This is a genomic window from Streptomyces tendae (genome assembly GCF_014650435.1).
Classification (GTDB): domain Bacteria; phylum Actinomycetota; class Actinomycetes; order Streptomycetales; family Streptomycetaceae; genus Streptomyces; species Streptomyces tendae.
This window is the reverse complement of the sequence record NZ_BMUY01000004.1, coordinates 134,221-156,900: the sequence shown is the minus strand read 5'-3', so window position 1 is coordinate 156,900 and position 22,680 is coordinate 134,221. Positions and strand designations below refer to the sequence as shown.

Below are 22,680 nucleotides of genomic sequence, written 5' to 3'. Positions count from 1 at the left end.
GCCCTTTCGTCGGTTCTCATGTGACTGACGTGGGTGGTGCGACGCGCGGAGCAGGGTGTCGCGCGCCGGCTCGGTCAGCCGCCCTCGGGCCGCAGCCGCAGACCCTGCATGCCGCCGTCCACGGCGAGGGCCGTGCCCGTGACGGACGCCGCCGCCGGCGACGCCAGGTAGACGACCGCCGCGGCGACCTCCTCGGCGCTCACCAGACGGCCGGTCGGCTGGCGGGCGTTGAGCGCGGTGCGCTCGGCGGCCGGGTCGTCCGCGCTCGACAGCAGCCGGTCTATCCACGGGGTGTCCGCCGTCCCGGGATTGACGCAGTTGACCCGGATGCCCTCACGGATGTGGTCGGCGGCCATGGCGAGGGTCAAGGACTGCACGGCGCCCTTGCTCGCGCTGTACAGCGCCCGCTGGGGCAGCCCCGCGGTCGCCGCCACCGAGCAGGTGTTGACCACCGCCGCGTGCCGGGAGGCACGCAGGTGGGGCAGGGCGGCCCGGGTGGTCCGCACGATGCCGAGGACGTTGACGTCCAGGACGTGCCGCCACTCGGCGTCGTCGTTGTCCGCGACGGTCCCCTGCGCGCCGATGCCCGCGTTGTTCACCAGGATGTCCAGGCCGCCCAGCCGGTCCACCGCCCGAGCGACACCGGCCCGGACCGAGGCGTCGTCGGTGACGTCGCACCGGATCGGGAACAGGGCCTCGGAGCCGGTGGCGGGCAGGGCGTCCGGTGCGAGGTCGAGGACGGCGACCCGGGCGCCGCGGTGGGCCAGGAGCAGGGCGGTGGCGAGCCCGATCCCCGAGGCGCCGCCCGTGACGACGGCCGCGAGACCGTCGAGTTCGGGGGACCGGGGAGAGGGGGTGTGCGGCATGACGGTGTTCCTTCGCATGGGGTGGTGGTCAGTCCAGGTGGAAGAGTTCCTCGCCGGTCACCCACCGCTCCCCGGGCCGCGCCGAGTCCAGGGGCTGCTGGCAGGGGTCGGTGAGGGTCCACCAGCGCCGGGTCTGCGGGTCGTCGGCGATGGCGGCCATGTCGGCGTCGTAGTCCTCGCCGGTGTACTCGTAGTAGGCGAAGAGCGTGTCCTCGCGCAGGAAGATGGAGTAGTTGGTGACATGGGCGCGCGAGAGCGTGTCCAGCACCGGCTGCGGCACGGCGCGGTGCAACATCCGGTACGTCTCGGCGTGTTCGGGGCGCAGCCGGATCACGGACGCGACCCTGCGGGGTGCGGGCATGGCTGGTCACTCCTTCGCGGAACGGGTCACTTCTCGGTACGGCGGGCCCGCGCGGGGCGGCCGGGGCCGGTCAGCCCCTGGCCGCCCCCGCCGGCGGTCAGCCCTTGACGGCCCCCGCCGCCAGGCCGCTCATGATGTGCCGCTGCATCACGATGAAGATCACCAGGATCGGGATCACGGCGAGCAGCAGGGTCGGGAACACCTTGGTGTAGTCCGTGGAGTACTGGCCGACGGCCGCGTACACACCCGTGGTGACGGTGTAGACGCCGCTGCCGGGACCGAGGATCATCTGCGGGCTCGCGAAGTCGTTCCAGACGCTGAGCGAGTTGAGGATGAAGACCGTGGCGATGATCGGCCGCATCAGCGGCAGGATGATCCGCCACAGCGTGTAGTACCTTCCGGCCCCGTCGATGGCCGCCGCCTCGTCCAGCGACCTGGGCAGCACCCGGATGTAGCCGAAGAACACGAACAGCGTGAACGGGATGGTGGTGGCCGTCATGAACAGGATGAGCCCCGGCATCGTCCCCATCAGCCCGATCGTGCGCAGCACGAAGATGACCGGCACCAGGATCACCTGGGTGGGGATGAACATGCCCGCGATGAAGAAGAACAGCAGCAGCCGCGAGAGCAGCTTCGGCGTGCGGGCCAGGACGTACGCCGCGGGCGCGCACACCGCCATGGCGAGGGCGTTCACGCAGAGCACCAGTGCGATGGTGACGCCGTAGCCCTTCAGGATGCTGAAGTCGGGGTTGTTCCAGGCGTCCGCGAGGTACTGGAAGGTCGCCGAGCCGAAGCCCGGGGAGAACGGGTTGGCGAGGATCTCCTGCTGGCTCTTGAAGGCGTTGACCACCAGGAGGTACATCGGCACGAGCATGCCGAGGGACACCAGGGAGATGAACGCGACCCGGACGGTGGCGGCCGAGGTGAGTGTTTTCTTCATCCGATGGACTCCGCGTCGTCCTCGGCGCGCCTGCGCAGCACGAGGACCGTGATGGCCAGGACCGCGGCGGCGACGATCAGCAGCACGGCCTGGGCCGAGGCGACACCGATGTCCCGTTGCGGGAAGGAGACGGCGAGGATCGAGTAGGCGAGGGTCTTGGTGGATCCCGCCGGGCCGCCGCCGGTCAGGGACACCACCACGTCGTACGTCTTCAGCAGGGAGATGCCGGAGGTGATGACGGCGACCGTCACGGTGGACGCGAGCGAGGGCCAGGTGACGGCACGGAATGTCTGCCACCTGTTCGCACCGTCGATCCTGGCCGCCTCCAGCAGATCCGCCGGCACCGCCTGCAGGCCCGCCAGGTAGAGGATCAGCTGGACGCCGAAGAGCGACCAGACGATGACGAGGATCATCGACCACAGGGCCCAGTCGGGGTCGCTGAGGAAGGGCAGGCTGTCGGTGCCGACCTTCTCCAGCATGGTGTTGACCACGCCCTGCGGGCCGAGGATGGCCTGCCACAGGAAGCCCACGACCAGCGCGCTGAGCACGTGCGGATAGAACATGACGACCCGGCCGAAGGTGTTGAACCGGTTGGTGCGCTGCAGCAGCAGCGCGAGGCCCAGCGCGGCCAGGTTGACCGCGACCGCGCCCACCACGGCCACCACCGCGGTGACCACCATGGTCCCGGTCATGTCGTCGGACTCGAATATGGACCGGTAGTTGTCCAGGCCGACGAACTCGGGGACGCGGTGCGGGAATCCGTTGTACTCGGTGAAGCTGTAGTAGAACGCGTAGATCACCGGTACGACCAGCAGGGCGGCGTAGATGAGCACCGCGGGGACGACCATGCTGACGCGGGCGCCCAGGTCGCGCCATCCCCGCGGCTTCGAAGCAGCTGTCCGTTCCATGGGTCAGCGGTTCTCGTCGACCCACTGGTCGATGCTCTTGGCGGCGTCCGCCGGGCCCGCGCCGGTGTACAGGCTCTGCGCGACCTCGGTGAACTTCGGGTTGAATCCGGTGACGGGCAGCCGCACGTTGCCCTGGCCCTCGCCGACGGCGACCAGTGCGGGAGCGGCGTCGAGGACGCCCTGGATCTGCGCGTCGACCTCGGACTGCTCGCGCTGGGAGCCCTTGCGGAACACCCCGTCCGAACCCAGCTGCGCCTCGACGGCCTTGGCGTCGGTGACCAGGTACTCCACCAGCTGCTTGGCGCCGTCCTCGTCGCCGATGCCCTTGCGGATCATGTAGGGGTTGGCCATGGTGGCGCCCTGCGGCCCCGGGTACTCCTTTCCGTCCGCGGCCGGCGGGGAGAACACGCCCACCTCGAAGGGCAGGTCGCCGGCCTTGTTCAGGGTCGCGGCGAACCAGCTGCCGTTGGTGTAGAGGCCCACCTTGCCCGCGGTGAAGTTGCCGTCCGCCTGGGAGGGGCTGAGCCCGACGTCGCTCTTGTTGATGTACCCCGCCTTGATCCAGTCGGCGTACAGATGGAAGGCGGGCTCGTAGGCGTCGCCGACCGAGAGCTTCTCGTCGGAGACCGCGGTCTGCCACTCGGGGTGCAGCTGGTTCAGCGTGGGGTGGTAGATCTGCTGGAGCTGGAGGCCGGTCTGGAAGTCGCCGGCCGTCTGCATCGGCGTGTACCCGGCCTTCTTCAGGTCGCCGAGGTCCTTGGTCAGCTCGTCCCAGGTGGTGGGCGGCTCGCTGATCCCGGCCTTCTCGAAGGCGGTCTTGTTGTAGTAGACCAGCGACTGCGTCTGGGTGCCGACGCCGACCGCGTAGTGGGCCTCGCCCATGGCGTACTCGTCGAACATCGGCGTGCTCTTGGCCCAGGCCTCGCCGCTCAGGTCGATCAGTTCGGGCGCCGTGTCGTCGTCCGGGAAGATCGACTGGATGACGTCGGGCGCGGTGCCGGCGGCCAGCTGCTGCGGGAAGGACTCGGCGACCGACTTGCCGGTCGGGCCCTCTATCTTCACCTTCAGACCGGTCTCGTCCTCGAACGGCTTGACCAGCTTCTCCCAGTACGCCTGGTTGAGGTTGTCGGTCAGATTCACCATCATCCGGATCTCGCCGTCCTCGCCCCCCGCCGAGCCGGAGCCCGACGAGCAGGCCGCGACGAGAAACAGCGGAACCACGGCGGCAAGCGCGGCACCGCGCGCCTTGCTCCCTCTTCTGGCTGACGTCATTGTCATCTCTCTTTTCCTCGGTGGGGAAAGCCGGCGGTGTCGTTCGGTGGTCACAGCCGCCCCCGGTAGGGCAGGGGGCCCAGGGCCGTGATGTCGGTGGGGGCCTCGCCGCGGTCGACGCGGTAGATGCCGTCGTCGGCGACGAAGAACTCGGGGACGTCCGGGTAGCGCAGCTCCTCCGGGAGCGGCTCGCGGTCCGTCCAGGCGAAGAACTCCCGGGCGAAGACCGCTCGGTCCTTGCGGCCGTACAGATGCAGGTCGCCCGCGGTCAGCGGACTGCGCACGGACCAGTGGACCCCGGACTCGGCCCAGTGCGCGCGATCGCTGACCAGCACCGACTGCCGTTCGCGCGGCCCGGTCACCCGGTCCCAGAAGTCCTCGTCCGGGCTGTGGCGGGCCATCAGGAACAGCAGGTCGTGCGCGTGCCAGGCGGTGCTGGGCGCGATGTCGGCCTCGTTGTGCCAGCCGCTCGCGGAGGCGAAGTAGCCGGCCGGTGTCTGGTAGCGGGCGTAGGTGGCGAGGCAGGCATCGGTGAACGCCGTCAACTCGGGGTCCGGCCCCTCCGCCAGCACCTCGTGGATGCCGTACAGGGTCAGGCCCATGCCCGCGATCAGCATCGGCGTGTCCGTCTTCAGCGCGCGCTCGCCCCGTACGTACCAGTAGCGGTGGTAGCGGGTGGCGCCGGTCTCGTCCGTCCAGGCCGACCTGGCCACGTGCCGGCACAACCGCCGTGCCTCGTCGAGCAGTTCCGGATCGCCCTGGGCGCGGTACCCGAGCACCAGCGGCACGATCATGAGCCCGTAGTACTCGGCGGGCTCCAGGATGCCGCCCTCGGTGCGGTCGCGCACGGTGCGGAACGTTCCGGCGCTGTCCGTGTCGGGCACTCCCCGGTGGTGGAAGAGCCGGACCAGCTCCGACAGGTCCTCGGGGATCTCGTCGGCGTACGTCTTGTCGTCGCTCAGCTCCGTGTAGAGCTGCTTGACCCAGACCCGGGCGTACTCCTGGTTGCAGGTGCCGTCCTCGCCGGGGCGTCCGCCGCCGTAGACCTCGCAGGCGTCCAGGTTGCGTCGCACCGCGGCCAGTACGGCGGCCACCTCGTCGGCCGGCAGCAGGTGACCGGCGTGGCGCACGGCCAGCAGCATGCCGAGGCTGCCGACGGCGTTGTGGATGAGGCCGCTGGTCGCCGACTCGCCGACCTGGAAGCCGAGGTGCGCGTACTGTCCGTCGGGCTGCACCTCGGAGCACTGGTATCGCAGCAGCCGGCGCAGCAGGGCGAGGCCACGCTCGTCCGGCCGTGCCGCCAGGGCCTGGGCCCAGGCGCCGACGGCCGGACCGGCGAACGTGGTGTGTCCGCTGGTGAAGTCCAGGAAGGTGGCCGGGTTGGTGCCCCACACGCTGTGGTTGTGGAAGCCGTTGATCGCCCCTTCGTCCGTCACCCAGCTGTGCAGCCAGCCGGCCAGCGCGGCCGTGTCCGGCGTCGTGGTGTGGTGTTCCATGGCGTTGGCGTTCCTTCCGGAGCGGATCACACGGCCGCGCGGTGCGCGGTGTCCAGCAGGGCGGGGTCGAGGCGGTAGAAGCGGGCGGCGGTGCCGCCGAGCACGGCGGCGCGCTCGTCGGGGGCCAGCGGGGCGAGGAGTTCGCACACGGACTCCCAGGTGCGCGCGTAACCCCCGGCCAGCAGGGAGATCGGCCAGTCTCCGCCGTACATCAGCCGCTCGGGTCCGAACAGCTCCAGCGCGTCCTCGACGAACGGCCGGACCTCGGCGGTGGTCCACGCGTCGAGGGGGCCCGAGGCCGAGTAGAGCCCGGAGACCTTGGCGTGCACGCCGGGGTGGAGCGCGGCGGCGGCGATCAGGCGGCGCCACTCGGTCCGGTCCTCGCGGCCGCCGCCGACCGGCGGCTTGCCGAGGTGGTCGACGACCAGGCGCAGGCCCGGATGGCGGCCGGCCAGTTCGGGCAGGTGGCGCAGCGCGGCGGGCGAGGAGGTCGAGTAGTCGAAGGGGAGACCGGCCTCGGCGAGCAGCGCGAGGCCCGCGTCGGCGTCGGGGCCGAGGATCCAGTCCGGGTCGGACCGCTCGTGGAGCAGGGTGCGTACGCCCACCACGTGCGGGTCGCCGCGGAGCGCGGTGAGACGGGCCCTGGCCCGTGCCGGGTCGTCCAGCGGGGCCCAGGCGACGACACCGACGACCTCCGGGTGCGCGGCGGCGGTCGCCAGCATCAGGTCGGTGTCCGCGTCGTTGTCGGCCGCCTGGACGAGGACGGCCGCGTCGACCCCGGCGGTGCGCAGGCCCGGACGGGCGTCGTGGAACCGCATGGCGCGGTCGACGGGTGACATCGCGGGGCCCAGCCAGTCGTACGCGGCCACCTCGGGGTCCCACACGTGCAGGTGGGCGTCGACGACGGTCATGACCGCTCCCCGGGGTCGGACGGCGTGGACGGTGTGCCGGGGGCCGCCGGGACCAGGCCGAGGTCCGCGAGCTCCGCCCAGAGCGCGTCGGGCACGCGGGCCGCGAGCCGCTCCGCGTTGGTCCGGGACTGCCGCGCGTCACGGGCGCCCAGCACCACCGACACGACCGCCGGGTGCCGCAGCGGGTAGGCGACCGCGGCCTCGGGCAGCGTGACGCCGTGGCGCTCGCAGACGTCGGCGAGCACGCCGGCCCGCGCGATCAGCTCGCCGGAGGCGGGCAGGTAGTCGTAGGTCGCGTCGGACGGCGGGCGGTCGGCGGCGAGCAGACCGGAGTTGTAGACGGCGGCGGCGACGACGCCGACCCCGCGCTCCTGGGCGAGCGGCAGCAGTTCGTCCCGCGCGGACTGGTCGAGCAGTGTGTGGCGCCCGGCCACCATCACCACGTCGACGTCCGAGCGGCGGACGAACTCGGCGAGCATCGCGGCCTGGTTCATGCCCGCGCCCACCGCCTTCACCACCCCCTGGTCACGCAGTTCGACGAGGGTGTCGACGCCAGTGGTGGACGCCTCGTGCCAGTGGTCGTCGGGGTCGTGCAGGTAGACGACGTCCACGTGGTCGAGCCCGAGCCGGGTCAGGCTGCCCTCCAGGGAGCGCAGGATGCCGTCCCGGGAGAAGTCCCAGTCGCGCCGGTGGGTGGCGGGCACCGCGAAGCCGCCGTCGTCCTGCCGGTGCGCGGTCCCGGGGCTGGGCACCAGCAGCCGGCCCACCTTGGTGGACACGGTGTACTCGGCCCGCGGACGCCGGGCGAGCGCGGCACCGAGACGGCGCTCCGACAGTCCGAGCCCGTAGTGCGGGGCGGTGTCGAAGTAGCGCACGCCACTGTCCCAGGCCGCGTCGACGGCACCCTGGGCGTCCGTGTCGCTGGTCTCCCGCGCCAGGTTCCCCAACTGGGCCGCGCCCAGGCCGAGTTCGGTAAGCTCCGGACCGCGGGTGAGGGTACGGGTACGCATCCGCCTCACCGCACCCTCGTACGTGGGGAGGCCGCGAGGTCCTCCGGGTGGGCGAAGGGCCGGCCCGCCGCGAACCGCTCCACCTCGTCGACGACGGCGTCACCGAGGCGGTGCAGCTCCCCGCCGAGCGAACCTGCCAGGTGCGGCGTCAGTACGACGTTGTCCAGCGTCCACAGCTCGCTGCCGGGCTCGGGCGGCTCCGGGTCGGTCACGTCGAGGACCGCGTCGATACGGCCGGTGCGCAACTCCGCGATCAGGGCCTCCTGGTCGACCACCCCGCCGCGGGCGGTGTTGACGAGGGTCGCCCCGTCCGGCATCAGGGCCAGCCGCCCGGCGTCGATCTGGCCGCGGGTCGCGGGAGTCAGGGGCTGGTGCAGGGACACCACCCGGCTGCTCGCCATCAGTTCGTCGAGCGGCACCAGGCGCGCGCCGAGGGCCCGAGCCTGTTCAGCGGTGAGCGTGGGGTCGTACAGGAGGACGTCCAGGTCGAAGGGGCGCAACAGGGCGAGCAGCGCGCGGCCCACGGTGGAGGCGCCGACGATGCCCACCGTCTGCCGGTAGTTGCCACCTCCGGCGTACGCGCCGAAGTGGTCGGGGCGGGTCCGCGAGGCGCGGTAGCGGCGCTCCTCGGTGAGGACGCGCTTGTTGGCGAGCAGGATCATGGCGAGGGTGTACTCCGCCACCGGCCCCGAGTTGGCGGTGCGGGCGTTGGCCGCGACCACGCCGCGGGCGGCGAAGGCGGCCGGGTCCTCCAGGCAGGTCGCGGCGACCCCGCCGGCGTACACCACGGCCCGCAGCCGCTCGGTGCGGGACAGGTGCTCGGCCCGTACGACGGGCGCGTCCCAGCCCGCGACCAGGATCTCGGCACCGGCCAGCGCGTCGCGGGAGCGGGCGGAGTCCAGTTCGCCGAGGACCAGTTCGGTGTCGATGTCGGCCGCGCGGCGCAGCCGCGCCAGGGCGTCCTCGTCGAAGACGGCGCGGACCAGCCGGGGGTTCATGGCGAAGACGGCACGTGGTCGCGTCACGGCGTGCTCTCCCTCTCGGTGCGCTCGGTGCGCTCGGGACGGTGGACGGGGCCAGGCACGGCGACGGAGGCGGTGCCCGCGGGGGAGCCGGTGGTGGCCCGACCGGGCGGGCCGGACTCGGGCACGAGCCGCAGACCGGCGTCGCGGGGGCGTACGTGCGGACCGTCGGGACGGGCCCAGCCCGCGTCCATCTCCGGGGCGGCGAGCGCGCTCTCGTCGACCGTGATGCCGAGCCCCGGTGCGTCACCGAGGACGATGCCGCCGTCCTCGATCGCCTGGTCCACGGTGAGTCCGGCCGGGCTGCCGGTGTCCTGCACCTCGGTGACCAGGTGGTTGGGGGTGGCGGCGGCCGCGTGCGCCAAGGGGTTGGCGTGGTAGCCGACCGGGCTGACCGGGAGGTCGTGGCCGTGGGCGAGGGTGGCCACCCGCAGGAAGTGGGTGATGCCCCAGACACCGGCGGTCTGCACGACCTGGAGGGCGTCGGCGGCCAGCAGGGGACGGAACTGCTCCAGGCCCGTCAGGTTCTCGCCGCTGGCGACTGCGGTGCGGGAGGCCCGGCCCACGGCCCGGTGGCCCTTCGCGTCCCAGCGGCGCACCGGTTCCTCGATCCAGGCGAGTTCGACACGGTCCTCGATCCGGGCGAGCAGCCGTACGGCCTGGTGCCTGCCCCAGGACTCGTTGACGTCGAGCATCAGGGCGGGGGAGCGGGTGTTGGCGCGCAGCACCTCGGCGACCGCGCGCAACCTGCCGACGTCCCGTTCGGTGTCCAGGCCGCCCTTGAGCTTGGCGCCGGTGAAGCCGCGTGCGGCCCAGTCGGAGTACAGCCGGACCAACTCCTCCTCGTCCAGCGCGATGTCGAGGCCGGACGCGTAGCCGGGCACGAAGCGGTCCGCCGCGCCGAGGGTGCGCCACAGCGGTTCGCCGGCCATCTTCGCCTTGAGGTCCCACAGCGCCATGTCGAAGGCGCCGATGGTGCCGAAGGCGGTGCCGGCGTGGCCGCTCTTGAAGGTGTGGGCCAGCATCCGGTCGTAGAGCGTGGTGACCGCGCGAGGATCATGCCCGTCGAGGGCGGGGAAGACCCGCCGGGCCTCGCCGTGCGCGCCGAGGCCGACTCCGGTGAGGCCGCCGTCGGTCTCGACCAGCAGGACCGGGACCTCGGTGACGCCCTGGGCGACGAAGCCGTTCGCGTCCCCGACGGGACGCCCCCAGCGGTGCACGGTCGTCAGGCTCCGGAATCCGGTGATCTTCAACTGCTCCCCCTCTTCGAGCTCTCCTCGCCGTCCCGCCCGCCGGGCCACCCGTCCCGCGCCAGGAAGAACCGAGAGGCGCGGGAGGTGGGGGGAGCGTGCCGTCGGGCCAGGGGAACGGGCGTCGTGCGGGTGACGGAATCAGTTCCGCAACCCTGCCCTCATTGAGTCGTAACGTATCATACAAGTGATGACTGAGAAGAGGTCTCGGCGGCGACGAGTGCCTGGCGCTGACGCCCCAGCCCTTCGATCTCGATCTCCATGGCGTCACCGGGCTTCAGGTAGGGAAAGCGGCCGGACAGGGCGACACCCTCCGGGGTGCCGGTGTTGATGACGTCCCCCGGATCCAGCACCAGGTACTGGCTCAGGTCGTACACGATCTGCGCGACGGAGAAGATCATGTCCGCGGTGCGGGAGTCCTGCCGCGGCTCGCCGTTGACGAAGGAGCGCAGCCGCAGACCTTGGACGTCGGGCACCTCGTCGGCCGGAACCAGGAACGGGCCGAGCGGGTTGAACGTGGCGCAGGACTTGCCCTTGGACCACTGGCCGCCGGAGTGCTCCAGCTGGAAGTCGCGCTCGGACACGTCGTTGGACACCGCGTAGCCGGCCACGTGGTCCAGGGCCTGCTCGGGGGAGTCCAGGTACCGCGCCGTCCGGCCGATGACGACGGCGAGTTCGACCTCCCAGTCCGTCCTGGCGGAGCCGCGCGGGATCTCCACGTCGTCGTGCGGGCCGACCACCGTGTTGGGGGGCTTGAAGAAGATCACCGGACGCGACGGCGGCTCGCTGCCGGACTCCGCCGCGTGCGCCGCGTAGTTCTGGCCGACGCAGACCACCGCGCCGGGCCGGGCGACGGGCGGCCCGAAGCGCAGCCCCTCGGCCGCCAGCACCGGCAGTGCGTCCTCGGCCAGCGCCCGCCGGGTGCGGGCGATGCCGTCCGCGGCGAGGAAGGCGCCGTCGATGTCGGAGGTGAGCGAGGAGAGGTCCCGGGTGACGCCCCGGTCGTCGATGACGGCGGGACGTTCCCGCCCGGGGTCTCCGAGCCGTACGAGTTTCATGTGCCGCTTTCCTTGGTCGAGGCCCCGGCGGGCCGAGGTGTCCGCCGCGCCGCACACGCTTGGCCCGGCCGGTCGGCCGGGTGCGGAGAGAGCGGAGGTGGTGGTCGCCATGACGGGACGGGAGCCGATTCCGGGGCGTGCGCGGGCGTCCGCGGTGACCGGCGCCGTCGTGGCGCCGCCGCTCCGGGCTGGTGGGCCCAGTATCGGTGTACGGCACCGCTTGTTGTCAATGGACCGCTTTACCTGTCAACAGGCTGACAACTAAGGTGTGGCGCCATGAGTACTCGGGACGGATCGGTATGGGCCAGTGCCGCACCGGCGCCGGCCGTGCTGCGGGCGGGCGCGATCCTCGACGCGCTGGCGGACGCCCGCGGTCGCGCGCTGTCGCCCGCCCAACTGGCCGCCGCCGCGGGCGGCATACCGCGCGCCTCCGTCGTCAACATCTGCGCGGCCCTGCACGAACGGCGACTCGTCCGGGCCGTGGAGGGCGGCTTCGCCCTCGGACCCGGGCTGCTGGGGCTCGCCCAGTCCTACCTGGACGCCCTCGACCCGGTACGCGCCTTCCGGGAACAGGTGGGCCGCCTGGGCGACCGCGAGGAGACGCTCCAACTGGCCACCATGGAAGGCACGGACGTCGTCTACCTGGCGGTGCACGAGGGCACCGTCCTGATGCGCCTCACCAGCAGGGCGGGGGCGAGGCTCCCGGCCACCTGCACGGCGCTGGGCAAGGCCATGCTGGCCGGCCTGGACGAGGCCGGGGTGCGTGAACTGCTCGCGGACCGTGAGCCGTTCGAGGCCCGCACGCCCTGGTCGATCACGACCCTCGACGCCCTGCTCGCGGCCGTGCGCGACACACGCTCGGCCGGTCACGCCGTCGACGACCAGGAGACCGCCGAGGGCATCGTCTGCGTCGCGGCGGCCGTGCCCGGACTGCCGACCGGCAGCCGGCCCTTCGCCGTCAGCTCCTCGCTGCTCAAGTCCCAGGCCACACCCGAGCGGGTGGCGGCGCTCGCCGCGCTCATCAAGGGTGTCGTACGACGGATGGGTGGGGCGGACTGAGGCGGCGGCCCGCTCGCTTCACCGTCCGGGACCGGTGGCGGCCCCGGACCGGTCGGGCAGGTGAGCCGCCGGGCGAGGTTTGTCAGGGCCGTCCGATCTTCCGCGCCGAGCTGGGGAAATGCCGGCAGGCCGGGATCGGTCATGGCACCAAGCTTCCTGGAATGCATTGACTTATGACTCAGGGGTCGCGCGTTCGTCGTCCCTCACATCATCAATTTCAGGTTCAGCCTTGTGTATTGACGACACCACGGCATGAACATATTAACTATCGTTGCTCGATCAGTGACCCACTAGTCATGTACGGCGATGCCGCGCGAGTGTTCCGCCCGAGCGAGCACCCCAGGGGCGGGCCCCGCCTCCTGCGGGCTTCGGGCCCGTCGGCGGCCGACGCGAGCCGCTGGACGACGCCGACGCCCCCGGACCAGGAACACGAGCCCGCGCGGCATCAGCGCTCGTGACGGCACGGAACCCACCGGCCGGACCACAGGGATCCGGACCACGACATCACGCACCCCACGCGCCAAGGAGACCTCGTGCCCACTACACAGGTACGACCAGTACGACGAAGGACCAGACGACTGCCCCTGCTGCTCGCGGCCGGCGCCCTGCTGGTCGGCGGCGCGACCCTGGACCCGCCCGACGCGAGCGCCCAGGCCGCCGGCTGCAAGGCCACCGAGCTGTTCGTGTCCCCCGACGGCAGCGACAAGGCCAAGGGGACCAAGAGCAAGCCGTTCAAGACCATCGAGAAGGCCCGCGACCACATCCGCGACAAGGGCCTGAACCGACCCGGCCGGATGCGCTGCGACATCCACGTCAACCTGCGTGCCGGCGACTACCCGCTGAACCGCACCGTCGAGCTCGACGACCGCGACTCGGGCAGCGGCGGCCACCAGGTCGTCTACCGCTCCTACGACGGTCCCGGCAAGGCCCGCGTGACGGGCGCCCAGCCGGTGACCGGCTGGGAGGAGTACAAGGACGGCGTCTACCGCGCCGACGTCGGCACGGACAGCCCCTTCTACACCCTCTTCGAGGACGGCACCCGCGCCACCACCGCCCGCTACCCCAACCGCAAGTCCGACGACGAGTGGGCCCCGTACCTCACGTCCACCCTGCCGGAACCGGAGAAGGAGGCCGTCCACCAGTGGCTGTACTCCAACCCCGGTGACTGGGACGCGAGCTGGGACCTCAGCAACGCCCAGGCGGTGGTCTGGTCCGGCGGCAGCTGGAGCTGGTTCACCGACACGGTCCCGATCCGGGACTGGAACCCCGCCAAGAACCAGATGACGCTCAAGTACTGGACCCGCTACGCGCTCAACAACTCCGGCGGCGGCTCGCGCTACTTCCTGCAGAACTCGCTCGACTTCCTGGACCAGGCGGGCGAGTACTACCTGGACTTCAAGAAGGGCCAGCTGTACTACAAGCCGCGCGGCGACATCGACGACGTCACCGTGCTGCGCCCCACGGTCAAGACCCTGTTCGACCTGTCAGGCGCCGACCCCGACCGGCGCGTGGAGGGCATCACCCTGGACGGACTCGCCCTGCAGTACAGCGACTTCGTCGACTGGTACCGCAACGGCTGGATCAGCGACGGCGACTCCGGCGAGGTGCACAAGTACCCGGAGTACGACCGGCAGATCGAGATGCCGCGCAACCGCTTCGGCGCCGTCACCCTCACCAACAGCAAGGACGTCACCCTGTCCCGGCTGAAGATCTCCGACACCGGCTACCACGCCGTCTACGCGCTGGCCGCCAACGACCACCTGACGGTCCGCGACAGCCTGCTGGAGAACATCGGCGCCGACGGCATCAAGGTCGAGGGCCCCTACCCGGGCGAGGGAAACACCTCCAACGGCCACCTGCTGACCAACAACTACATCACCCACTACGGTGAGCTGAACCCCGGCGACGCCTCCGGCATCGAGCTGATGAACACCGGGAACAACACCGTCAGCCACAGCCACGTCAAGCACAGCGCCCGCTACGGCATCAGCCTCGAGGTGCGCCCCGAGGTGGCCCTCAAGGACAACTACGCCCGCAACAACACCTTCGAGTACCTGCGCATCGACGAAGCCGGCCTGGACAGCGGCGACATGGGCGCCTTCTACACCTACGGCGTCAACAACGTCGAGCCGTACCCGATGGACAACCACGTCCGCCAGATGGTCATCGGCGACGTGATCCCGGACGAGTCGATGCCCGACAGCGGCACCCGGGGCATCCACATGGACGCCGGCGGCTGCGGCTTCACCTTCGAGGACATCGAGGTAGGCAAGACCACCGACCAGTCGTACCAGAGCTACCAGTGCAACGACGTCGAGAACGCCAACTGGGAGGACGGGTACGACAAGTCGAAGATGGAGTACGACAAGATCGGCGTGACCGCCGACTTCCCGTACCCGCTGCCCGACGGGGACACCCAGTGAGCCGTCCCTGACCGGTCGGCCGACGAACGCCCCCGGGCAGCGTGCCGCACGCGCCGCTGCCCGGGGTGCGGTGCGCGCGATCGGTCCCGAATCCGCCCGTGCCGGGAGCACCGAGCACCCGGTGCGCTTCGAGGGCGCCGACGCCGATCACCCGAACCGGCCGTGAACACGTGGGGAACGAGTTCACCCGCCCGCGCTCAGCTCGTTGACGGGGTACCGCGCAGGCTCCCCCGTCAGGACCCTTACGGCCTCCTCCGCCGCGACGGTGCGGACGGTGCCGATGGCTTCCTCCGAGTAATAGGCGGCGTGCGGGGTGACGATGACGTTGGGCAGTTCGAAGAGGGGGTTGCCCGGCTGCCAGTCGCGCTGCTTCGCGGGTTCCTCCTCGAGGTCGTCCAACGCCGCGCCGGCGATCCACCCCTCGGTCAGCGCCTCGTACAGTGCCGCGTCCGCCACGATCGGCCCGCGTGCCGTGTTGACGAGGAGGGCGGTCGGCTTCATCCGGCGGAGCGTCGCACGGTCGAAGGTGTGGTGCGTCTGCGGGGTGAGCGGTGCCTGGACCACCAGGTGGTCGACACCCTCCACCAGGTCGTCGAAGGACACCGGCCGGACCTGGCGGGCGCGGATCTCGGACTCGTCGACGAACGGGTCGTGCGCCCACACCTCGACACCGAACGCTCTCGCCCGCTCGGCGACGAGCCGCGCGATGACGCCGAAGGACAGCAGGCCCAGCACCTGCCCCCTGAGCCTGTGGACGGGCCGTCCCGTCTTCCAGTGCCATTCGCCCCGGCGCGTGGCCCCGTCGTAACGGCAGATCTTGCGAGCCGCCGCGAGCCACAGCGCCACGGCATGGTCGGCGACCTCGTCGGCGCACCAGTCGTTGGGCGCGTTCGTGACCTGGACGCCGTGCCGCGTCGCGGCGTCCACGTCGACGATGTCCACGCCGGTGCCGTAGCGGGCGATCACCCGGCAGTGCGGCAGCGCCTCGACGGCGCGGGAACCGACGCGCGCGTACTGGGTCAGGATGCCCCCTGCCTCCCTGCCCGCCTCGATCACCTCGTCCTCGCTCTTGCACTGCGCGGCGACGAGCCGGAGCCCGGCGCCTTCGACGATCGCGCGTTCGATGTCCACGTCGCCGAAGTCGGAGTCGGCGATCAGAACCGTTCGGCCGGGGTCAGTGCGAGTCACGCGGAATCCCCTTGGTGTGGACGAGGTCCTGGTAGGTGACGGCGAGCTCGAGGCAGCCGCCGCTGTCCAGCTGACCGACCGTCGCACGGTAGATCTCCTGCCACGGCGTCTGGTGCTCCAGCGCCGGAGGTTCGTGCCGGGCCATCCGCTCGGAGATCTCCTCGTCCGGCAGGAGGACGTCGACACGTGCTCGGTCCAGGTCGATGCGGATGCGGTCACCGGTGCGCAGGACGGCGAGGTTGCCGCCGACCGCCGCCTCGGGGCTGGCGTTGAGGATGGACGGCGCGTCCGACGTACCGCTCTGGCGACCGTCCCCCAGGGCGGGCAGCGCGGTGAGGCCCCGGCGGCTCAGCGAGGCGGGAAGCTCCATGTTCACGACCTCGGCGGAGCCCGGGTATCCGACCGGCCCCGTGTAGCGGATGACGAGGATGCAGTCCTGGTCGATGTCCAGTTCCGGGTCCTCGATGCGGGCGTGGTAGTCCTCGGGGCCGTCGAAGACGATCGCCCGGAACTCGAAGACGGACGTGTCGTCGGGGCCCGGCAGACGACGGGACCGGAAGTCGTCGGTGATCACCGACGTCTTCATGATCGCGGAATCGAACAGGTTCCCGCTCATGACGAGGAGTCCGCCCCGTGCGGTCACGGGATCCTCGATGGGGCGGATGACCGCCGGGTCGGCGGACGGGGCGCCCTGCAGGTTCTCGGCCACGGTACCGCCCGAGACCGTCACCGCGTCACCGTGCAGGTGCCCCGCCGCCAGCAGCGACCGCATGACCGCCGGGACCCCGCCGGCGCGATGGAAGTCCTCGCCGAGGTACTCGCCCGCCGGGGCGAGGTTCACCAGCACCGGGATGTCGCGGCCCACGCGCTGCCAGTCCTCGTTGGACAGCTCCACCCCCACATGACGCGCGATGGCGTTGACGTGGATGGGCGCGTTGGTCGACGCGGCGATGGCCGACGCGACGACGATCGCGTTCTCGAAGGCATGCCGGGTCATGACCTTGCGCGGGGTCAGATCCTCACGCACCACGTCCACCGCCCGGCGGCCCGTGTCGTAGGCCATCTGCGCCCGCTCCGCGTACGGGGCCGGGATGGCGGCGCAGCCGGGGAGGGACATGCCCAGGGCCTCCGCCAGACTGTTCATCGACAGCGCGGTGCCCATCGTGTTGCAGTGCCCGGTGCTGGGTGCGGAGGCGGTGACGCGCGCCATGTACTCGGCGTAGTCGATCTCCCCACTGGCGAGCAGTCGCTTCGACTGCCAGATCACCAGTCCCGAGCCGGTCCGCATCCCGTTGTGGTAGCCGTTGAGCATGGGACCGCCGGACAGGACGATCGCCGGGAGGTTCACCGTCGCCGCCGCCATCAGGCACGCGGGGGTGGTCTTGTCACAGCCCGTCGTCAGGACCACGCCGTCGAGCGGATATCCGTAGAGGACCTCGACCAGCCCGAGATAGGCGAGGTTGCGGTCGAGCGCCGCGGTGGGGCGCTTGCCCGTCTCCTGCAACGGATGGACCGGGAACTCGAACGGGATCCCGCCACCGTCCCTGACCCCGTCCTTGACCCGGTCGGCGAGGCCGAGATGGTGCCGATTGCAGGGGACCAGGTCGTTGCCCGCCTGGGCGATGCCGATGATCGGCCGCCCCGACTGGAGTTCCGCCGCCGTCAGGCCGTAGTTCAGGAACCGCTCGAGATACAGGGCGGTCATCTCGGGGTTGGCCGAGTTGTCCCACCAGGCCCGGCTGCGCAGCTCCCGGGGCGTTCCGTCCGTCTGTGACATCCGGGCTCCTCAGCCGTCCTCGCCACGCACCACGAGGACGGGGCACGGCGCGTGCTGAACGCAGTGCTGCGCCACCGATCCCAGCAGCAGCCCGGCGAAGCCTCCGCGACCCCGGCTTCCGACCACGAGCAGGGACGCTCCCTGCGCCGCCTTCAGCAGCACCCCGGCCGGGGTGCCGTAGTGCACCTCGGCACGCACCTCCACCGCGGGCTGCGAACCGATCGCCTCGTCGACGGTCTGGGTGAGTTCCTGCCGGGCACGGGCCTCCAGCGCGGCTTCGTCGCTGCTCGACGGGGGCAGCCAGCCCAGCGCGCCGTGGAACTGCGGGAACTCCCACGCGGTCACCGCGTCGACCGCTGCGCGTGTGATCTCCGCCTGACGCACCGCCCAGCGGACGGCCTGTTTCGACGAGTCCGAGCCGTCCACTCCGACCACGATGCGGCCCGTTTCCTCGCGCTGGTCAACCATGAACGCTTCTCCGCTCGACGCTGGCGGACGGCCTGCGGGCATTGATGGTCCCCGGCCGGAGGATCACTCCCAGTATTCCCCGGCCGCGCCGTACGCGCAGTTCGGCGACCGGGCCCGCCCCGCGCACGCCGCCGACGCGGCGGGCCTGGTTTGCGGGCCGAGCCGGCTTCGGTGACTCTGGATCATGAGCACCAGGCGCAGGCGGGCTGCTGAGGAGCGAACGGTATGTACGATCCCGACCCGCCGTTCCGGCAGGTTCGCCGACCGGACGGCTACCTGCCCCTCGAGGACCTCGGTCTGATCGGGGACGGCACCACCGCGGCGCTCGTCGGCCTCGACGGCACCATCCCGTGGATGTGCCTGCCCCGGTTCGACTCCGACCCCGTCTTCTGCGCACTGCTGGACCACGCCCGGGGCGGCCATTTCACCGTGACGCCCGAGAACCTGCGCGAGGCCCGGCAACGGTACGAACCCGACACCGGGGTGCTGCACACGGAACTGCGCAGTGACACCGGACTGGTGCGCGTCACGGACGCGCTGGCGCTGCGCTCCGGAGCCGACCTGTCCGACGACGCGCCGTCCGGCCGCGGGGAACTCGTCCGCTCCGTACTGGTCCTGGAGGGACGGGTACGCCTCAAGGTGGAGATGGAGCCGCGCGGCGGCGCCGACGCCCACCAGCTGTACAGCGGACTGGAGGTACGGCCCGCCCGCAACGAGGGTCTGCGCCTCCACCTGCGTTCCAATCGCCCTCTGAGCGGCTTGCGGACCGTGCAGGACCTGGAGCAGGGCGACCGGCTCGACCTCGTCCTGTCCTGGGGACGCTTCCATCGCCACCACCGGTTCGACCCCGACGCCATGCTCCACCAGACGGCGGACGCCTGGCGGCGGTGGATGCGCAACTGCGACTACGCCGGCCCGCAGGAGGCACTCGTCAGGCGGGCCGCGATCACCCTGAAGCTGTGCGACGACTGGGCGAACGGCTCGCTCGTCGCCGCCCCCACCTCTTCGCTGCCCGCGCCCATCGGAGGCGTCCGCAACTGGGACTACCGCTACGCATGGATCCGGGACGCCGCGTTCGCGGTCTTCGCGCTGCGCCGCATCGGCTTCGGCGGCGAGGCCGACGCCTTCCTCGGCTGGGTCCTCGACGCGTTCGAGCGCAGCCGTCGGCCGCTCATCATGTACACCCTGGACGGCGGCCGGGTACCGGACGAGATCGAGGACGCCGGGCTGGAGGGATACCGGGGCTCCTCGCCCGTCCGCTGGGGCAACGGCGCCGCCGATCAGCGTCAGCACGACGTGTACGGCGAGATCCTGGACTGCGCCGACCAGTGGCTGCGCCGGGGCGGCGAGATACAGCCCGCCATGTGGGCCAGTCTGGCCGGGCTCGCCGACACGGCCGCCCACGCCTGGCGCCGGCCGGACCAGGGGCTGTGGGAGATCCGCGGCGAGGGCCGTCCGTTCACCTACTCCGTCGGCCTGTGCCAGGTGGCCCTGGACCGGGCGGCCCGGATCGCGGAACGCTACGGCCTGCCCGGCAACGTCGGCCAATGGCGCCGGGAGGCGGACCGGTTGCGCGAACTCATCCTGGAACAGGCCTGGGACGAGGACGCACGGACACTCAGCGTGTACATGGACGGCGGCGGCGTCCTCGACGCCAGCCTGCTGAACCTGCCGCTGCGCCGGGTCCTGCCGGTCGACCACCCGCGCATGGTCGCGACCACCCGGGCCGTCGCCGAACGCCTGTCGGCCGGCGGCGGACTGCTCTACCGCTACCTGCACGACGAACATCCCGACGGCCTCCCCGGCGACGAGGGCGCCTTCGTCCTGTGCAGCTTCTGGATGGTGGACAACCTGAGCGGCCAGGGCCGCCTCGACGAGGCCGAGGAACTGTACGACTCGCTGTGCTCACGGGCGAGCCCCCTGGGGCTGCTGTCGGAGCAGATCGACCCCACCACCGGAGTATTCATGGGCAACGCACCCCAGGCATTCAGCCATATCGGGACCATCGCCAGCGGAGTCAATCTCGAACGGGCGAGGAGCGCCGCGCGATGACCATCCGACGACTCGTCGTCTTCGGAGGGACGGGCGACCTCACGGGCCGCTATCTCCTGCCGGCACTGGCAGCCCTGTACGCGGCGGGACACCTCGACGACCGGTTCACCCTGCTCGCCGCCAGCCGGGAGGACTGGAACGGCGCACGGTACCGCGAGTGGGCTGAGGACCAACTCGCCCGTCACGGGACCGACTTCCCGGCTGACGCCCGGCGAGCCGTCACCGCGTCGGTCGACTACCGCAGGGCCGACGTCACCGACCCCGCGGACGTGGCCGCGGCCGTCGCCGGTGACGACCCCGTGGCCGTCTACCTCGCCCTCCCGCCGGCGCTCTTCCCCGCGACGGTGACCGCGCTCCACCGGGCGGGACTGCCCCGGGGCAGCCGCATCGTCCTGGAGAAGCCCTTCGGGGAGAGCCTCACCGACGCACAGGAACTCAACAGGCTGCTCTCCGAACTCCTGCCGGAGCGCGCCGTCTTCCGGGTAGACCACTTCCTGGCCATGACGACCGTCCAGAACGTGCTCGGCAGCCGGCTCGCCAACCGGGTGCTCGAACCGATCTGGAACAGCACCCACATCGCCGAGATCGAGATCGTGTGGGACGAGACCCTCGCCCTGGAAGGGCGGGCAGGCTACTACGACCAGGTCGGCGCGCTGAAGGACATGGTGCAGAACCACCTGCTGCAACTGCTGTGCCTGGTCGCCATGGAACCCCCGCTCACCCTCGGCGAGCGGGACCTGCGCGACCGCAAGGTCGACGTCCTGCGGTCGGTGCGGCCGCTGACCGACTACGACGTCGTACAGCGCACCCGCCGCGCCCGCTACTCGGGCGGACGGGGCGTCGACCACGAGGTGCCCGCCTACGCCGACGAGGCCGGGGTCGACCCGCGGCGCCGGACCGAGACCTTTGCCGAGATCACCCTGGAACTCGACAGCTGGCGGTGGGCGGGCACCCGGTTCCGGCTGCGCAGCGGCAAGGCCCTCGGCAGGGACCGCAAGGAGGTCGCGGTGCGCTTCCGCTCCGTTCCGCACCTGCCGTTCGGGCAGGACCAGGACGTCCGTCCCAACGTGCTGCGCTTCGGACTGGAACCGGAGAGCCTGAGCATGGATCTGACCGCGACGGGGTCCCGTCCCGAAACACTCACCCAGCTCTCGTTGACCGCCCGCATGGACGCCCCCGATCTGCCGGCCTACGGCCGTCTGCTGTTGGACGTCTTCCGGGGCGACCCCGCCCTGTCCATCCGCGGCGACGAGGCCGAGGAGGCGTGGCGTGTCGTCGAGCCGGTCCTGTCCGCCTGGGAGAGGGGGCTGGTGCCGCTGGAGGAGTATCCGGCCGGCTCGCAGGGACCACCACCACGCCACGCCACACCCGAGCGGCGGGACGACCTGCTGCACGAGGAGTCGGTCATGCCGCCGGAGTGAGCGCCCGCACCCGCCGCCTTTGTCCCCTTCGCCGCTACCGGCCCGGCCCGGTCACCCCACAACAGCGCCCGCGGCCCGGCACGCCCTCACCGCGGCCACCTCGGCAGGTGCTTTTGAAGGCCCACCTGTCACAATGCGCGAGTGATCGAACTGACGATGTGTGTGGTTGCCGCAGCCCTCGTCGGATGGCTGATGCGCCAAAAGCGGCAGCGGCGATCGACCGCGATGGCAGCCGGGGAACAGACCGGGGTGCCATGCCTGCTCAAGTGGCCGGCTCAGGGCTCGCGCTGGCGGGCGGGACGGGTGCTGATCGGTGCCGGTCCACTCGTCTGGAAGCCTTCCTTCGGCAAGCAGGAAGCGGCCCTGCCTGCCGGTCTGCGTCGGACCGGGATGCGCTCGCCCTCATTGCGGGAGGCGGTTTCCCTCAACCCGAGATCCCGGATCGTGGAGTGCGAGTCGTCCGACGGCGAAGTCCTGATCGCGGTCATGCCGGAAGAACTCGACCACGTGATCAAGGCTCTGGAAAGCGCGTAGCCCGCGCCGCCAGGCATCGCCTCGACCCACAGCGGGCCGGGCGGTGTTGGATGGGCGCATGAGTCAGACGACAGCAGCCCTGCGCCTGCGGCGGGCGATCGCCCGGACCCGGCAGGAGACGCGAGACCGCGCCCCCGCGGGGCGCTGCCCGGAGGATGCCGACGACGTGCGGGGCACCTACGCCACGGACGGGGCACTCGGCTTGGACCCCTTTCCCTTCCTGCGGGCGCTGCACGACGCCGGATCGCAGGCGGTGGTCATCGGCCAGGTCGCCGGCATCATGCACGGCTCCACCGAACTGACCGGGGACCTGGACCTGCTGTGGGACGGCACCCCCGACGAGGTGCGAGCCCTGCGTGCCGCCCTCGCCGCCTGCGGCTGCACCGGGCTGCCGGATCTCGGCCGCGAGCAGGTCGGGTACCGGGTCACCGGCGCCGACGGAGACCTGTGCACCCCCGCCCTCCGGTGGGGCGAGCTGGATGTGACGCCCTGCCTGGCCCGGGCCGAGACCACTCGCGACCCGGCGGGCTTCACCGTCCGCTACGCCGCACTCGACGACCTGATCCGCATGCGGCGGGCCCTCGGCCGTCCGAAGGACCACCGCCGCGCGGACGAACTCGCACACCTGCGGCCGACCCGGCCGCACACGGGCTGAACGCACCTC

General features: G+C 71.5%; 20 protein-coding genes. 6 read left to right on the top strand and 14 right to left on the bottom strand.

The annotated features are described in order from the left end of the window. Window positions 1-74: 74 nt before the first annotated feature. The 11 genes from IE258_RS12800 to IE258_RS12750 all read right to left on the bottom strand — a co-directional run bounded on the left by IE258_RS12800 (window position 75) and on the right by IE258_RS12750 (window position 11,094). Complete coding sequence (locus tag IE258_RS12800) at window positions 75-866, bottom strand: SDR family NAD(P)-dependent oxidoreductase (protein ID WP_159323566.1); 792 nt, start codon at window positions 864-866, stop codon at window positions 75-77. A 28-nt stretch (window positions 867-894) separates the two neighbouring features. Further along, window positions 895-1,227: an L-rhamnose mutarotase gene (locus IE258_RS12795; protein ID WP_189742905.1), complete on the bottom strand. Its 333-nt coding sequence runs from the start codon at window positions 1,225-1,227 to the stop codon at window positions 895-897. Window positions 1,228-1,324: 97 nt separating this feature from the next. Continuing rightward, complete coding sequence (locus tag IE258_RS12790) at window positions 1,325-2,167, bottom strand: carbohydrate ABC transporter permease (RefSeq protein WP_159323564.1); 843 nt, start codon at window positions 2,165-2,167, stop codon at window positions 1,325-1,327. Beyond that, the gene (locus tag IE258_RS12785) at window positions 2,164-3,075 is read right to left on the bottom strand and encodes a carbohydrate ABC transporter permease (protein ID WP_189742903.1); all 912 of its coding nucleotides are present in this window, start codon (window positions 3,073-3,075) and stop codon (window positions 2,164-2,166) included. Before IE258_RS12785 ends, IE258_RS12790 begins: the two co-directional genes overlap by 4 nt. A 3-nt stretch (window positions 3,076-3,078) precedes the next feature. Further along, complete coding sequence (locus IE258_RS12780; protein ID WP_189742901.1) at window positions 3,079-4,347, bottom strand: ABC transporter substrate-binding protein; 1,269 nt, start codon at window positions 4,345-4,347, stop codon at window positions 3,079-3,081. Between the two features lie 50 nt (window positions 4,348-4,397). Beyond that, window positions 4,398-5,843: a glycoside hydrolase family protein gene (locus tag IE258_RS12775; RefSeq protein WP_229892087.1), complete on the bottom strand. Its 1,446-nt coding sequence runs from the start codon at window positions 5,841-5,843 to the stop codon at window positions 4,398-4,400. A gap of 26 nt (window positions 5,844-5,869) precedes the next feature. Next, window positions 5,870-6,754 (bottom strand): amidohydrolase family protein, encoded by an 885-nt coding sequence (locus IE258_RS12770; RefSeq protein WP_189742897.1) that lies wholly within the window; start codon window positions 6,752-6,754, stop codon window positions 5,870-5,872. Continuing rightward, on the bottom strand, window positions 6,751-7,764 hold the full coding sequence (locus tag IE258_RS12765; protein WP_189742895.1) for an aldo/keto reductase: 1,014 nt from the start codon (window positions 7,762-7,764) through the stop codon (window positions 6,751-6,753). Before IE258_RS12765 ends, IE258_RS12770 begins: the two co-directional genes overlap by 4 nt. Window positions 7,765-7,769: 5 nt before the next feature. Beyond that, on the bottom strand, window positions 7,770-8,789 hold the full coding sequence (locus IE258_RS12760; RefSeq protein WP_189742893.1) for a hydroxyacid dehydrogenase: 1,020 nt from the start codon (window positions 8,787-8,789) through the stop codon (window positions 7,770-7,772). Further along, window positions 8,786-10,039 carry a mandelate racemase/muconate lactonizing enzyme family protein gene (locus IE258_RS12755; RefSeq protein WP_189742891.1) on the bottom strand — a complete coding sequence of 418 codons (1,254 nt, stop codon included), beginning with the start codon at window positions 10,037-10,039 and terminating at the stop codon, window positions 8,786-8,788. The genes IE258_RS12760 and IE258_RS12755 overlap by 4 nt, the downstream gene beginning before the upstream one ends. 176 nt (window positions 10,040-10,215) lie before the next feature. Continuing rightward, window positions 10,216-11,094: a fumarylacetoacetate hydrolase family protein gene (locus IE258_RS12750; protein ID WP_189743585.1), complete on the bottom strand. Its 879-nt coding sequence runs from the start codon at window positions 11,092-11,094 to the stop codon at window positions 10,216-10,218. Window positions 11,095-11,370: 276 nt separating this feature from the next. Here IE258_RS12750 and IE258_RS12745 point away from each other — a divergent pair, with 276 nt between their 5' ends. Together IE258_RS12745 and IE258_RS12740 are read left to right on the top strand one after the other, a co-directional pair. Beyond that, the gene (locus tag IE258_RS12745; protein WP_189742889.1) at window positions 11,371-12,153 is read left to right on the top strand and encodes an IclR family transcriptional regulator; all 783 of its coding nucleotides are present in this window, start codon (window positions 11,371-11,373) and stop codon (window positions 12,151-12,153) included. Window positions 12,154-12,686: 533 nt separating this feature from the next. Beyond that, window positions 12,687-14,576 (top strand): right-handed parallel beta-helix repeat-containing protein, encoded by a 1,890-nt coding sequence (locus IE258_RS12740; RefSeq protein ID WP_189742887.1) that lies wholly within the window; start codon window positions 12,687-12,689, stop codon window positions 14,574-14,576. Between the two features lie 183 nt (window positions 14,577-14,759). Here the strand turns inward: IE258_RS12740 and IE258_RS12735 are convergent, their stop codons facing one another. Genes IE258_RS12735 through IE258_RS12725 form a run of 3 tightly spaced genes read right to left on the bottom strand, consistent with a single transcriptional unit; the run spans window position 14,760 to window position 18,009 of the window. Next, window positions 14,760-15,764, bottom strand: coding sequence for a C-terminal binding protein (locus tag IE258_RS12735; RefSeq protein WP_189742885.1), 1,005 nt, complete (start codon window positions 15,762-15,764; stop codon window positions 14,760-14,762). Next, on the bottom strand, window positions 15,751-17,541 hold the full coding sequence (locus IE258_RS12730) for an IlvD/Edd family dehydratase (protein WP_189742883.1): 1,791 nt from the start codon (window positions 17,539-17,541) through the stop codon (window positions 15,751-15,753). Before IE258_RS12730 ends, IE258_RS12735 begins: the two co-directional genes overlap by 14 nt. Window positions 17,542-17,550: 9 nt before the next feature. Next, a complete protein-coding gene (locus IE258_RS12725; protein ID WP_189742881.1) occupies window positions 17,551-18,009 on the bottom strand; it encodes a universal stress protein in 459 nt (152 codons plus the stop codon). Between the two features lie 225 nt (window positions 18,010-18,234). On the opposite strand from IE258_RS12725, the gene IE258_RS12720 reads away from it, so the two are divergent. The 4 genes from IE258_RS12720 (at window position 18,235) to IE258_RS12705 (ending at window position 22,671) form a co-directional block, all read left to right on the top strand. Further along, window positions 18,235-20,061, top strand: coding sequence for a glycoside hydrolase family 15 protein (locus IE258_RS12720; protein WP_189742879.1), 1,827 nt, complete (start codon window positions 18,235-18,237; stop codon window positions 20,059-20,061). Beyond that, window positions 20,058-21,482 (top strand): glucose-6-phosphate dehydrogenase, encoded by a 1,425-nt coding sequence (locus IE258_RS12715; protein WP_189742877.1) that lies wholly within the window; start codon window positions 20,058-20,060, stop codon window positions 21,480-21,482. The genes IE258_RS12720 and IE258_RS12715 overlap by 4 nt, the downstream gene beginning before the upstream one ends. 141 nt (window positions 21,483-21,623) lie before the next feature. After that, window positions 21,624-22,016, top strand: a complete 393-nt coding sequence (locus IE258_RS12710) for an AbrB/MazE/SpoVT family DNA-binding domain-containing protein (RefSeq protein ID WP_229892086.1) — start codon at window positions 21,624-21,626, stop codon at window positions 22,014-22,016. Between the two features lie 58 nt (window positions 22,017-22,074). Continuing rightward, window positions 22,075-22,671 carry a hypothetical protein gene (locus IE258_RS12705; protein ID WP_189742875.1) on the top strand — a complete coding sequence of 199 codons (597 nt, stop codon included), beginning with the start codon at window positions 22,075-22,077 and terminating at the stop codon, window positions 22,669-22,671. Window positions 22,672-22,680 lie beyond the last annotated feature (9 nt).

Coding starts and splice junctions, on each gene's coding strand:
- IE258_RS12800 (WP_159323566.1), bottom strand. CDS start 866: ATGCCGCACACCCCCTCTCCCCGGTCCCCCGAACTCGACGGTCTCGCG.
- IE258_RS12795 (WP_189742905.1), bottom strand. CDS start 1,227: ATGCCCGCACCCCGCAGGGTCGCGTCCGTGATCCGGCTGCGCCCCGAA.
- IE258_RS12790 (WP_159323564.1), bottom strand. CDS start 2,167: ATGAAGAAAACACTCACCTCGGCCGCCACCGTCCGGGTCGCGTTCATC.
- IE258_RS12785 (WP_189742903.1), bottom strand. CDS start 3,075: ATGGAACGGACAGCTGCTTCGAAGCCGCGGGGATGGCGCGACCTGGGC.
- IE258_RS12780 (WP_189742901.1), bottom strand. CDS start 4,347: ATGACGTCAGCCAGAAGAGGGAGCAAGGCGCGCGGTGCCGCGCTTGCC.
- IE258_RS12775 (WP_229892087.1), bottom strand. CDS start 5,843: ATGGAACACCACACCACGACGCCGGACACGGCCGCGCTGGCCGGCTGG.
- IE258_RS12770 (WP_189742897.1), bottom strand. CDS start 6,754: ATGACCGTCGTCGACGCCCACCTGCACGTGTGGGACCCCGAGGTGGCC.
- IE258_RS12765 (WP_189742895.1), bottom strand. CDS start 7,764: ATGCGTACCCGTACCCTCACCCGCGGTCCGGAGCTTACCGAACTCGGC.
- IE258_RS12750 (WP_189743585.1), bottom strand. CDS start 11,094: ATGAAACTCGTACGGCTCGGAGACCCCGGGCGGGAACGTCCCGCCGTC.
- IE258_RS12745 (WP_189742889.1), top strand. CDS start 11,371: ATGAGTACTCGGGACGGATCGGTATGGGCCAGTGCCGCACCGGCGCCG.
- IE258_RS12730 (WP_189742883.1), bottom strand. CDS start 17,541: ATGTCACAGACGGACGGAACGCCCCGGGAGCTGCGCAGCCGGGCCTGG.
- IE258_RS12725 (WP_189742881.1), bottom strand. CDS start 18,009: ATGGTTGACCAGCGCGAGGAAACGGGCCGCATCGTGGTCGGAGTGGAC.
- IE258_RS12720 (WP_189742879.1), top strand. CDS start 18,235: ATGTACGATCCCGACCCGCCGTTCCGGCAGGTTCGCCGACCGGACGGC.
- IE258_RS12715 (WP_189742877.1), top strand. CDS start 20,058: ATGACCATCCGACGACTCGTCGTCTTCGGAGGGACGGGCGACCTCACG.
- IE258_RS12705 (WP_189742875.1), top strand. CDS start 22,075: ATGAGTCAGACGACAGCAGCCCTGCGCCTGCGGCGGGCGATCGCCCGG.